At 63.9% G+C, this 11,820-nt stretch carries 11 protein-coding genes; 10 read left to right on the top strand and 1 reads right to left on the bottom strand.

Going from position 1 to position 11,820, the window contains the following annotated elements; all coding sequences use genetic code 11:
* Window positions 1-307 precede the first annotated feature (307 nt).
* From LFL96_RS10515 to LFL96_RS10475, 9 genes are all read left to right on the top strand, one after another.
* Window positions 308-1,330: a tRNA-dihydrouridine synthase gene (locus tag LFL96_RS10515; RefSeq protein ID WP_280995195.1), complete on the top strand. Its 1,023-nt coding sequence runs from the start codon at window positions 308-310 to the stop codon at window positions 1,328-1,330.
* A gap of 117 nt (window positions 1,331-1,447) precedes the next feature.
* Complete coding sequence (locus tag LFL96_RS10510; protein WP_280995194.1) at window positions 1,448-2,401, top strand: DUF3800 domain-containing protein; 954 nt, start codon at window positions 1,448-1,450, stop codon at window positions 2,399-2,401.
* A 174-nt stretch (window positions 2,402-2,575) separates the two neighbouring features.
* Window positions 2,576-3,967: a 30S ribosomal protein S12 methylthiotransferase RimO gene (rimO, locus tag LFL96_RS10505; RefSeq protein WP_280995193.1), complete on the top strand. Its 1,392-nt coding sequence runs from the start codon at window positions 2,576-2,578 to the stop codon at window positions 3,965-3,967.
* Window positions 3,968-3,970: 3 nt separating this feature from the next.
* Entirely contained in the window at window positions 3,971-4,927 is a 957-nt protein-coding gene (locus tag LFL96_RS10500) for a sugar kinase (RefSeq protein WP_280995192.1), read from the top strand.
* A 118-nt stretch (window positions 4,928-5,045) separates the two neighbouring features.
* Window positions 5,046-6,230 (top strand): beta-ketothiolase BktB, encoded by a 1,185-nt coding sequence (gene bktB, locus LFL96_RS10495; protein WP_280995191.1) that lies wholly within the window; start codon window positions 5,046-5,048, stop codon window positions 6,228-6,230.
* A gap of 57 nt (window positions 6,231-6,287) precedes the next feature.
* Window positions 6,288-6,992 (top strand): hypothetical protein, encoded by a 705-nt coding sequence (locus tag LFL96_RS10490; protein WP_280995190.1) that lies wholly within the window; start codon window positions 6,288-6,290, stop codon window positions 6,990-6,992.
* A 160-nt stretch (window positions 6,993-7,152) separates the two neighbouring features.
* Entirely contained in the window at window positions 7,153-8,337 is a 1,185-nt protein-coding gene (locus LFL96_RS10485) for a cystathionine beta-lyase (protein WP_280995189.1), read from the top strand.
* 232 nt (window positions 8,338-8,569) lie between these two features.
* On the top strand, window positions 8,570-8,959 hold the full coding sequence (locus tag LFL96_RS10480; protein WP_280995188.1) for a hypothetical protein: 390 nt from the start codon (window positions 8,570-8,572) through the stop codon (window positions 8,957-8,959).
* A 37-nt stretch (window positions 8,960-8,996) separates the two neighbouring features.
* A complete protein-coding gene (locus LFL96_RS10475) occupies window positions 8,997-9,128 on the top strand; it encodes a hypothetical protein (protein WP_280995187.1) in 132 nt (43 codons plus the stop codon).
* A 103-nt stretch (window positions 9,129-9,231) separates the two neighbouring features.
* Here the strand turns inward: LFL96_RS10475 and serB are convergent, their stop codons facing one another.
* Complete coding sequence (serB, locus tag LFL96_RS10470; RefSeq protein WP_280995186.1) at window positions 9,232-10,071, bottom strand: phosphoserine phosphatase SerB; 840 nt, start codon at window positions 10,069-10,071, stop codon at window positions 9,232-9,234.
* A gap of 263 nt (window positions 10,072-10,334) precedes the next feature.
* Here serB and LFL96_RS10465 point away from each other — a divergent pair, with 263 nt between their 5' ends.
* On the top strand, window positions 10,335-11,597 hold the full coding sequence (locus tag LFL96_RS10465) for a cytochrome P450 (protein WP_280995185.1): 1,263 nt from the start codon (window positions 10,335-10,337) through the stop codon (window positions 11,595-11,597).
* The last annotated feature ends 223 nt before the right edge of the window (window positions 11,598-11,820 follow it).

The following is an 11,820-nucleotide window of genomic DNA, read 5'->3' as shown; positions in this document are numbered from 1 at the left end:
CGCAGGTCGATGCGCTGTTCTGCTTTCGCGTCATTCGCAAACGCCGCGCTTAGTGCGCGGCGTTTTGCGTTTAGGCGGCTGAGTTGGGGCATGGATGTGGGTTGGGGCATGCAGCTGGACGAACGGGGCGGCGCGGTACAATCGCGGGCTGCGTGCGTGGGGCGTCTTTCTCGATGAGATGCGTTCTGTCCGCCAACGCCATCCCGATGCCCATCTTCCGTCCGACCACTTATCTCATGCCCTGTAGTCGCAGCCCTTTCCACTGTTTCCCGTTCGCGCGCCGTGTCGACGTGACGTGGGCCGTCGCATGAGCAAACTGTTTCTCGCGCCGATGGAAGGTGTCGCCGACTACGTGCTGCGCGACGTGCTGACCGGCATCGGCGGGTTCGATGGCTGTGTGTCCGAGTTCATCCGCGTGACGGGGTCGCTGCTGCCCGACCGCGTGTATCAGCGCGAAGCGCCCGAGGTGCAGCATGGTGGCCGCACGCGGAGCGGCACGCCGGTGGCGATTCAATTGCTCGGCAGCGATCCCGGGTGGATGGGCCGGAACGCCGCGCGTGCGGCCAGGTTGTCGCCGCATGGTGTGGACCTGAATTTCGGCTGCCCGGCGAAGATCGTCAATCAACATGGCGGCGGCGCGATGCTGCTCGACGATCCCGAGCAACTGAACCGGATCGTGTCCGCCGTGCGCGCCGCGGTGCCGGCGAACATTCCCGTGACCGCGAAAATGCGTTTGGGCGTGTCCGATACGTCGCGCGCGATCGATTGCGCGACGGCGCTGGCGGACGGTGGCGCGGCATCCCTCGTCGTACACGCCAGAACACGCGACGATGGCTACCGGCCGCCGGCTCACTGGGAATGGATCGCGGCGATCGTCGCGGCCGTCGATGTACCCGTGATCGCCAACGGCGAGGTGTGGACGGTCGCCGATTGGGAACGCTGCCGTGCGGTGAGTGGCTGCGACGACGTGATGATCGGACGCGGCGCGGTGTCCGACCCGTTTCTGGCACTGCGCGTACGCGGGCAGATGGAAAGAACGCCTTGCGGCGACGAGTGGCGCCTCGTGTTGGGGTACATCGCCGGTTATCTGCGCAAACTGCAGTCTCGCGCGACGCATCGCCACGAGCATGGCCGCGTGAAGATGTGGCTCAGCTATCTGAAGCGGACGTGGCCGCAAGCTGCGGCATTGCATGAAGCGATCCGGCGCGTTCATGAGTCGCGCGAAATTCTCGGTGTGGTCGAGGGTGCTTTGGCGCAGCACGAGATGGCGCAAAAACATTCCTCAGACGAGTCATTGACAAGGGCGAGCGAACTGCTTACGATCTCATAACGATTAGGAATACCTAATTGGCCGTCGAACGGGGAAACTCGGCGACAAATACGGTCCTGGACCGCCAAACAGCCGCTTTAGCGGCTGTTTTCATATCCAGATGGAGGTGCAAACGCAGTGTCGTATATCTGCTATATCGACGAGGCCGGGTGTAGCGCAGCGTTACCCGTCAGAAAGACCGATATTCAACCTTTGCTCGTGATCGCTGGTCTGGTGGTTCGACAAGAGGCGCTTCCCTTCCTGACTCGCGAGTTTCTCTCGCTCAAGCGTAAATTCTTCCCCGGCTTGTTCACTTCGCCCCACCCGCTCGACGACGTGCGGGAAGAAATCAAGGGCGCCGAACTACGCGGCGCCATCCGCAGAAAAGGGCACAAAGCGGGCACGCAACTGAGATTCATCGACGGTACGCTGGATCTGCTCGAACATTACAAGTGCCGGATTCTCGCGACGATCTGGATCAAGGGTATCGGCGCTCCTTTCAAGCCGCGCGAAACCTACACACAATCGGTCCAGTACGCGTGTAAGGCGTTCCAGTCGTTTCTTAAGGAAAAAGACGCGCAGGGTTTCATGGTGGCCGATTTTAGAACCACGCAGCTGAACGACCAGGTCGCACATTCCATCTTCACGCAAAAGTATCGGGCGAAAGGCGATCCGTTCGACCGCGTCATCGAATTGCCCACGTTCGGTGTCAGCAACAATCACGTTGGGTTGCAGATCACCGATGTCCTGTGCAGCGCGTTGCTTTTTCCGATGGCGTCGTCGGTTTATTGTTTCGGGCATGTATCGGGCGTCCATGTGAATGGGCGTGATCTGGTCGCGCGTCGTCGTTACAGTCGGCGTCTGAAGAGGCTTCAGTTTCGAGTCGGCACGGGGTGGAGCGTTTGCGTATCCGACCGGCATCAGCGGCGCTCGTCGGCGGAACTGTTTGTCGTGCCGCCGGTTTGCCTGCAGGCGCGGGACGATAGGGGCGAGCTTGACCTCGCGTTGGCAGCCATCGCCAATGCACAGCGCATCGTCCCGGACAACCCCCCTCAAATCGCCGTCGAACCCGCGCTGGCCCGAACCGAATAGCCGTTCAAGCCGCTCCGCGCGAAGCGCACGGCCGCCCGGCCATCGGCACGGTACAATGCGAGGTTGCGTGTGCGGGCGTTCGCCCGGGGCTGGGTCGTCGCCTCGGGGGTCTATCGAGCCGTCCGGCACCGTCCCCATTTGTCGTTACAGTCACCGCATTACGCCGGACCATCTATGTCGCAGACTACTTCCCCCGCCGCGCCGACAGCTTCGCCACCGAAGGTCGGATTCGTCAGCCTCGGCTGCCCGAAGGCTCTCGTCGATTCCGAACAGATCATCACGCAACTGCGCGCCGAAGGTTACGAAATCTCCGGCACCTACAACGGCGCGGATCTCGTGGTCGTCAACACCTGCGGTTTCATCGACGAGGCGGTGCAGGAAAGTCTCGACGCGATCGGCGAAGCGCTGCATGAAAACGGCAAGGTGATCGTCACCGGCTGTCTCGGCGCGAAGAAGAGCGCGAGCGGCTCCGGTCTGATCGAGGAAGTGCATCCGAAGGTGCTGGCCGTGACCGGTCCGCATGCGCTCGGCGAGGTGATGCAGCACGTGCATACCCATCTGCCGAAGCCGCACGATCCGTTCGTCGATCTGGTGCCCGCTGCCGGCGTCAAGCTCACGCCGCGCCACTACGCGTACCTGAAGATTTCCGAAGGCTGCAACCATCGTTGCACGTTCTGCATCATCCCGTCCATGCGCGGCGACCTCGTGTCGCGACCGGTCGCCGACGTGATGCTCGAAGCGGAAAACCTCTTCAAGTCGGGCGTCAAGGAATTGCTGGTGATTTCGCAGGACACCAGCGCGTACGGCGTCGACGTCAAATACCGCACGGGTTTCTGGAACGGCAAGCCGATCAAGACGCGCATGACCGATCTGGTCGGCGCGCTCGGCGAACTCGCCGCGCAATACGGCGCGTGGGTGCGACTGCATTACGTCTACCCGTACCCGAGCGTCGATGAAGTCATTCCGATGATGGCCGAAGGCCCGTACAAGGGTCACGTGCTGCCGTATCTCGACGTGCCGTTCCAGCACGCGCACCCGGAAGTGCTCAAGCGCATGAAGCGTCCGGCCAACGCCGAGAAGGTGATGGAGCGCGTGAAGAAATGGCGCGAAATGTGCCCGGATCTGACGATCCGCAGCACCTTCATCGCCGGTTTCCCGGGCGAGACCGAGGAGCAGTTCGAGACGCTGCTCGATTTCATCCGCGAGGCCGAGCTGGATCGCGTGGGTTGCTTCGCGTACTCGCCCGTGGAAGGCGCCACGGCCAACGAACTGGACGGTGCATTGCCCGACGAGGTCCGTGAGGAACGTCGCGCGCGCTTCATGGAAGTCGCCGAGGAAGTGTCGGCAAAACGTATCGCGAAGAAAGTCGGCAAGACGCTGAAGGTGCTGATCGACGAGGTCAATGCCGATGGCGGCATCGGCCGTACGGCTGCCGATGCGCCGGAAATCGACGGCGTCGTGTATGTCGCGCCGGCGGTCAAGGCGTCCAAACGCTACAAGGTCGGCGATTTCGTGTCGGTGAAGATCACCGGCGCCGACGGCCACGACCTCTGGGGCGAGGTCTGAACGATGACGGTTAGCGCAGGCGCCGCTCAGTCAGTACCGGCGCGTACTCCCGAGATCCTCGCGCTCGGCGAGGCGATGATCGAATTCAACCAGTCGGCGCGGGATCAGCCGAACTATCTGCAGGGCTTCGGCGGCGACACGTCGAACTTCTGCATCGCGGCCGCGCGGCAAGGCGCGCGCACCGGCTTCGTGTCGGCGGTCGGCGCGGACCATTTCGGGCGCCTGCTGATCGATCTGTGGGAGCGTGAGCAGGTGGATACGGCGCAGGTGAAGGTCGATCCGCGCGCTTCCACGGGGGTCTATTTCGTGTCGCACGGCCCGCAAGGGCACGCGTTCGACTATCTGCGCGCCGGCTCCGCCGCGAGCCGCTACGCGCCGCACGATCTGCCGCTCGACGTGATCGCGGCGGCCAAAGTCGTCCATCTTTCCGGAATCAGCCTCGCGATCAGTCTGAGCGCCTGCGATGCGGCGCTCGAGGCGATCGCCCACGCCCGCGCCAACGGTGTGCGCGTGAGTTTCGACACCAATCTGCGGCTCAAGCTGTGGCCGCTCGCGCGGGCGCGTGCGGTGATGCTCGAGGCGATCCGCCAGACCGATATCTGCCTGCCCAGCTGGGACGACGTCACCGAACTCACCGGCTTGACTGGCCGCGACGAGATCGTCGATTTCCTGCTCGCGCAGGGGCCGCGCGTGGTCGCGCTGAAGCTGGGCAAGGAAGGTTCATACATTGCAACGCCGGACGAGCGGCGCGTCGTGCCGGGCCACGCGGTTCAGGCCATCGACGCCACCGGCGCGGGCGACTGCTTCGGCGGCGCATTCATCGCGCGGCTGGTGGCGGGAGACGATCCGTTCGCGGCGGCGGGTTACGCGAATGTCGCCGCGGCGCTGTCCACCGAGGGTTACGGCGCGGTAGCGCCGATTCCCTTGCGCGCGGCCGTCGAACAACGATTGGCGGGTTGAAGCCGCGCGCCGCTCGCAATCGTCATGCAGGCAGAAAAGCCGATCACGCATTGAATAGCGGGCAACGTGGCTTCAACCCGAAAACGATTATCTTGAGAGACTAGAAGAGGAGCGAGCGATGCAACGGGACGTAGTGGTGGTAAGCGGTGTGCGTACGGCAATCGGCGGATTCGGCGGCAGTCTGAAGGATTTTCCGCCGACCGATCTCGGCGCGCGCGTCGTGCGTGAAGCGCTGGCGCGTGCCGGCGTGTCGGGCGACGAAGTCGGTCACGTGGTGTTCGGCAACGTCGTGCATACCGAGCCGAAAGACATGTACCTGGCGCGTGTCGCCGCGATCAACGGCGGCGTCGCGCAGCACGCGCCCGCGCTGACCGTGAACCGTCTGTGCGGCTCCGGCCTGCAGGCCATCGTGTCGGCCGCGCAAAGCGTGCTGCTCGGCGATGCCGACATCGCGATCGGCGGCGGCGCCGAAAACATGAGCCGCGCGCCTTATTCGATGCCCGCCGCGCGCTTCGGCCAGCGCATGGGCGACGCCCGCCTCGTCGACATGATGGTCGGCGCGCTGAACGACCCGTTCCAGTCGATCCACATGGGCGTGACCGCCGAGAACGTCGCGCGCCAATACGACATTTCCCGTGAAGCGCAGGACGCGCTCGCGCTCGAATCGCATCGTCGCGCGGCCAACGCGATCGCCAACGGTTACTTCAAGGACCAGATCCTGCCGATCACGATTCCGTCGAAGAAGGGCGATGTCGTGTTCGATACGGACGAGCACGCGCGTCTGAACGCATCGGCGGAAGATTTTTCGAAGCTCAAGCCGGTGTTCGCGAAGGAAAACGGCACGGTGACGGCGGGCAACGCGTCGGGCATCAACGACGCCGCGGCGGCCGTGGTGCTGATGGAGCGCGGCGTCGCCGAGCAACGCGGCATCAAGCCGCTTGCACGGCTGGTGTCGTACGCGCATGCCGGTGTCGATCCCGCGTACATGGGCATCGGCCCGGTGCCGGCCACGCGCAAGGCGCTGGAACGCGCGGGCTTGAGCGTTGCCGACCTCGACGTGATCGAGGCCAACGAAGCGTTCGCCGCGCAGGCCTGCGCGGTCAGCAAGGAACTCGGCTTCGATCCGGCCAAGGTCAATCCGAACGGCTCGGGCATTTCGCTCGGCCATCCGATCGGCGCGACCGGCGCGTTGATCACCGTGAAGGCGCTGTACGAGTTGCAACGCACCGGCGGCCGCTATGCGCTGGTGACGATGTGCATCGGCGGCGGGCAGGGTATCGCGGCGATCTTCGAGCGCATCTGACGCGCGGACCGGCAATACGCGGCAGGTAACAAAGCAATACGCAACAGGAAGGAACGAATGCGGGAATCGAAAGCGAACAATGGAGCGATGCGGCGGCGCGCGTCGGTGGTGATGAGCGTGGCGGCGTTGCTATGCGCCGGTGCGGCGGCAACGATGTCCGCGCCTGCGTGGGCGGAAAGCGATGCGGTCAAGGAGCTCGCCGCACCGCCGCCGATCCAGCTACCGCTCAAACCCAGTCCCGAGTTCGCTAAATTCCCGCGCTATGCCGGCATGCTGGGCTCGCGTCAGATCGTGCTGCGTCTGGGCGCGAAAACCGACGATCCGTCCGGCGTGCACGGCGAGTATCAGTACACGGACAACGGCGAGGTGATCCTGATCGCCGGCGACCGTGATGGCGATACGCTCGAAGTCGAGGAATCGAACGACGGCACGCACATCACCGGGAATTGGGTCGGCAAGTTCGCGGCGGACGGCTCGGTGGCGGGCGACCGGATGAACGTCGACGATTCCGATCCGCAGCCGTTCGATCTGAAGCCGCTGGCTGCCGGGCAGGCGGTGCCGCCGCCGGGAGCGCCGGCGAGCAGCGGCGCGGCCATCGGCGCGAATGGCGCGGCAGGCGGTGCGATTGCTGGTGCAGTTGCTGGTCCGGTTGCTGGTACTGCTGGCGGCACCGGCACGGCCAAGGCCGCGCCAGCCTCGGCGCCCACCGCGAGCGGCGGCCACGCCGTCGGCGGCGTCAGCAATCTGCAAACCGGCGAATGATGCCGGCCGCACGCGGACCCGACAGTCCGCGTGCGCGGTTCGGCTCGCGGCGTACATCATGTGCCGCGTGGCCGCTTCCGCTTCAACATAACGCCATCGGCGGCGCGCGCCCCGAATCCGCGTCCCCGTCGTCCCTGTCAGTCCTTCACCGAATTCCATCATGACCCAATCCAAACTCAAACGCGGCCTGCAAACCCGTATCGTGCGCGCCGAGGACCAGCTCACGCCGGGTTTCGAATCGTTTTCGATGCCGGTCACGCGCGCCTCGACGGTCGTGTTCCCCGACCTCGCGACCATGCGCGCCCTCGACTGGCAGAACGACGCGCAGTGGCGCTACGGCCTGCACGCGACGCCGACCTCGCTGGTGCTGGCGCAGCGTCTGGCGACGATCGAGGGCGGTCATCACGCGTTGCTGCAGCCGTCGGGTTTGTCGTCGATTTCGAATGTGTATTTCGGCATCGTCAAGGCCGGCGACGACGTGCTGATCCCCGATAACGTGTACTCGCCGAACCGCGATCACGGCGACTGGCTCGCGCGCGATTTCGGCGTGACGGTGCGCTATTACGATCCGATGATCGGCTCGGGCATTGCCGCGCTGATCCAGCCGAACACGCGGCTGATCTGGCTCGAGGCGCCCGGTTCGGTGACGATGGAAGTGGCCGACATTCCCGCGATCACCGCAGCCGCCCGCGCGCGCAATGTCGTCACGGCGATCGACAACACATGGTCGGCGGGGCTCGGATTCCGGCCGTTCGACCACGGCGTGGACATTTCGGTGCAGGCGCTGACCAAGTACCAGTCGGGCGGCGGCGACGTGCTGATGGGCGCGACGATCACGGTCGATCGAGAGTTGCATCTGAAGCTGAAATCGGCGCGCATGCGGATGGGTATCGGCGTGTCGTCGGACGACTGTTCGCTGATTCTGCGCAGCCTGCCGAGCATGCAATTGCGTTTTGCTCAGCACGACCGCGCGGCGCTCGGGTTGGCGACGTGGCTGAAGGCGCGGCCGGAGATCAGCGCGGTGCTGCATCCGGCGCTCGCCGATTGTCCGGGCCACGAGTTTTTCAAGCGCGATTTCACGGGCGCGGGCGGCCTGTTTTCCGTGGTGTTCGACGATCGCTACAGTCCGGCGCAGATCGATACGTTTTGCGAGTCGCTCGAACTTTTCTCGATCGGCTGGAGTTGGGGCGGCGCGCAAAGTCTCGTCATGCCGTACGACGTCGCGTCGATGCGCACCGCGGCGCAGTGGCCGCATCGCGGCACGCTGGTGCGCTTCTACATCGGCCTGGAAGAAGAAGCGGATTTGCGTGCGGATATCGAACAGTGTCTGACGGCGCTGGCTTGAGCGGAGCGCATGATCGTCTGAATGCCTGAGTATGGATAGCGGGTAGTCGAGCCCATCGGGAGTCATTCCCGATGGGCTTTTTAGTTTGTCAAGCTAGCCGGTCGGCCTGGCCATTCGGCGAATGTTCAGCGCAGTGGCGCGCGGCTACGATGATGTGCATTCCTACTCGACGGTGGCGACATCATGGTGAGCTTCGATGAATCTCTTCTTCTGGACGTTGTTGAATCTTGGCGTGCCGATCATCGGCCCGATCTTCACGCTCGGGCTCGTCGCACTCGCGCGCGATTGGCGCGCCGCGAACGTTCTGATAGCCGCATCGGTGAAAAACGGCCAACTGTTCTGGTGTGCGACGGGTCTGTGCGCATCCGCGATCTATGAAGGCCTGACAGCGCTGGAGCGGGGCAGCACAAATCTGCCGATGCTGGCGGTCAGCATGACGGGTTCGTGTCTGCTCGGCTTCGCCTGTTCCGTCACGGTGATGATCGGACTGCTCGACATGAATGATCAGCAGACGGACAGTTTTTCTCGCGGCGCGATACGTGTGTCGATTTTCGCGGTCACGCTCGCCGCCATTCTCCTGGCATTCCTACATGGATACCTGAATTTGGGTTTTCCTGGATAGTGGAGCACTTATACTGATTGCTTTCAAGGAGGCTTCGATGAACAGGCTGTTTATCTACCTGGCAAACAAGGAAAACAACGAGCGCGCCGTGAAGTGGGTGGGCGCGGTCATGATCTTCAACTGGACCGTCACCATGACGATCCTGATCATCGGCCAACTGACTCGATGAGCAGGGCTGTGATCAACTGGCGGGGCCGGCAAGGGTGACCGGCCGGCGTGATGAGCCGGCGTGATTCGTCAGTGTGACTGACAACGCCGGCCAGCGATCTCGATCAAAACAACCGCAGCAGCCCGTCCAGTCCAACGTAATTGAACGCCACGCTGGCCGCTTCGCGTACCACGGGCTTCGCACGGAATGCGACGGACAATCCCGCTTCGGCCATCATCTTCAGGTCGTTCGAGCCGTCGCCCATCGCAATGGCGCGGCTCGGTTTGATACCGAGTTGCGCGCAGATTTCGCGCAGCGTGCGAGCCTTCACTTCCGCGTTGACGATTTCGCCGATCACCTTGCCGGTCAATTTTCCGTCGACGATTTCGAGCGTGTTGGCGCGGATGAAATCGAGCCCGAGACGTTGCTTCAGTTTCTCGGTAAAGAAGGTGAAGCCGCCCGACACGAGCAGCGTTTTCATTCCCGCGGCCTTCACGCCCGCCAGCATCTGTTCCGCGCCCGGCGAGAGTTGCAGGCGTTCTTCGTAGACGCGTTCGAGGGCGCTGGCGTCGAGGCCGGCAAGCAACGCGACGCGACGTGCCAGGCTTTCGTTGAAGTCCTTGATTTCGCCGCGCATCGAAGCTTCGGTGATCGCGGCGACTTCGGCCTTCAGGCCGCAGAAGTCGGCGATCTCGTCGATGCATTCGATCGTGATCAGCGTCGAATCCATGTCCATGGCGACCAGACCGAAGTCGCGCAGTTCACGGCCGGGTTCGACGAACGCGTAGTCCAGGCGGTGGGTGCTGCAATAGACCTCGAGGTCGGCGCGCTGTTCGACGTTGGCGTCGGCAACGCGAAGCGCGTTCTCGTCGATCGGGGTGGCGCGCGAACCACGCGCGAGCGCGATCAACGTCTTGTGGTGGTCGGCGGAAAGGGGAGCAGGACTTTGAATGACGAGGTTCATGGACGACGCAGTGACGCAGAAGAGGACGGGACGCAACGCGCGTGGAAAATCCCGCTATTGTAGCGGGTCGGCAAACGGGGCCCGGGCTGGCCTTGCTGGCCGCCGTGCAATCCCGCGGCGCCCGGTTCATACTGGCGCAACCGACGACGTCTCTGGACTTTTCCGCACCCGCTGGTGAGTGGTAAGCGTAACTCGCAGGTCGAGGTGCCGCGCAACGTACCCGGTCCAACATAAAGAGACGCATCCCACCATGGAGACAACGCATGCCCGTAGCGACCGTCGACGATTCCTCCCGTCTCGCGCACGACTTCGATCTGCGCCACTTGAGTCCCGCGTTCTACGCGAACCCGTATCCGGTCTACCACGCGCTGCGCACGCATGAACCGATCCGGCGCATGCCGGACGGTTCGCTATTCCTGACGCGATTCCGCGACGTTCAGGCGGTCTATCGCGACCCGAAAACCTTCAGTTCCGACAAGACGGTCGAGTTCAAGCCGAAGTACGGCGACTCGCCGCTCTACACGCATCACACCACGAGTCTGGTTTTCAACGATCCGCCGCGTCATACACGCGTGCGCAAGCTGATTGCCGGTGCGTTGACGGCACGGGCGATCGCGGCGATGGAGCCGGGGCTTGTCCGTCTCGTCGACGGTTTGCTCGATGCCGCCGCCGGCCGCGGCCGCATCGATCTGATCGGCGAGTTCGCGTCGGCGATTCCGGTCGAGATCATCGGCAATCTGCTGGACGTGCCGCATGACGAGCGTGCGCCGCTGCGCGACTGGTCGCTTGCGATTCTCGGCGCGCTCGAACCGTCGCTGACCGACGCGCAACGCGAGCGGGGAAACCGGGCGGTGAGCGAATTCGTCGCGTATTTGCGCGATCTGGTCGCGCGTCGCCGGCATGCACCAGGCGATCCGCAGCACGATGTCCTGACGCGATTGATTCAGGGTGAAGAAGGTGGTGAGGGCGGCGAGCAACTTTCGGAAATGGAGTTGCTGCAAAACTGCATTTTCATTCTGAACGCCGGTCACGAGACCACCACGAACCTGATCGGCAACGGGCTCGTGACGTTGACCGAATGGCCCGACGCACGGAGTGCGTTGCTGCGCGAGCCGGAATTGATCGAGTCGACGGTCGAGGAGTGCCTGCGTTTCGAAAGCTCGAACCAGTTGGGCAACCGCATGGCGACGGTCGATACCGAGATCGGCGGCGTCGCCGTGGCACGCGGCACGCCCATCACGCTGTGCATCGGCGCGGCCAATCGCGACCCGGAGCAGTTCGCGGAGCCGGATCGTTTCGATATTCGTCGTACGCCTAACCGGCATCTCGCGTTCGGTTTCGGCATTCACCAGTGCGCGGGGCTGTCGCTCGCGCGGCTGGAAGCGCGCGTGGCCATCGGCCGTTTTGTGCGGCGATTTCCTGACTACCGGCTGGACGGCGAGCCGGTTCGCGGTGGACGCGTGCGCTTCCGGGGTTTCGCCGAAGTGCCGGTGGCGCTGGAAACGGTGGAAGACGTGGCGCCGTAGCTTTTTCTCGTCCGACGCAAGAGTTACTGCGGGGGTGACTTGCTGGATTCGCATTTGCCCGTGCGGTGCCCGTGCGGTGCGCGTGCCTCCGCGTTGCGACGTCGGCAGGCTCTTTGACGGATTTCCGTGCGCCGGCGCCGCCAACGATGGTCCGCAAACCTGGTCCTTAAGCCGAGTCTTCAGCGTTTTTCAACGCGCGATCGGCCCCATTCCACGTCCACGC

The organism is Paraburkholderia sp. D15, from assembly GCF_029910215.1.
Classification (GTDB): Bacteria; Pseudomonadota; Gammaproteobacteria; order Burkholderiales; family Burkholderiaceae; genus Paraburkholderia.
The sequence above is the reverse complement of the archived record's forward strand: the minus strand, read 5'-3'. Positions and strand labels throughout refer to the sequence as shown.

Bases quoted from the DNA above. Each gene is read 5' to 3' on its own strand.
- LFL96_RS10515 (WP_280995195.1), top strand. From the start codon at position 308: ATGAGCAAACTGTTTCTCGCGCCGATGGAAGGTGTCGCCGACTACGTG.
- rimO (WP_280995193.1), top strand. From the start codon at position 2,576: ATGTCGCAGACTACTTCCCCCGCCGCGCCGACAGCTTCGCCACCGAAG.
- LFL96_RS10500 (WP_280995192.1), top strand. From the start codon at position 3,971: ATGACGGTTAGCGCAGGCGCCGCTCAGTCAGTACCGGCGCGTACTCCC.
- bktB (WP_280995191.1), top strand. From the start codon at position 5,046: ATGCAACGGGACGTAGTGGTGGTAAGCGGTGTGCGTACGGCAATCGGC.
- LFL96_RS10490 (WP_280995190.1), top strand. From the start codon at position 6,288: ATGCGGGAATCGAAAGCGAACAATGGAGCGATGCGGCGGCGCGCGTCG.
- LFL96_RS10485 (WP_280995189.1), top strand. From the start codon at position 7,153: ATGACCCAATCCAAACTCAAACGCGGCCTGCAAACCCGTATCGTGCGC.
- LFL96_RS10475 (WP_280995187.1), top strand. From the start codon at position 8,997: ATGAACAGGCTGTTTATCTACCTGGCAAACAAGGAAAACAACGAGCGC.
- serB (WP_280995186.1), bottom strand. From the start codon at position 10,071: ATGAACCTCGTCATTCAAAGTCCTGCTCCCCTTTCCGCCGACCACCAC.
- LFL96_RS10465 (WP_280995185.1), top strand. From the start codon at position 10,335: ATGCCCGTAGCGACCGTCGACGATTCCTCCCGTCTCGCGCACGACTTC.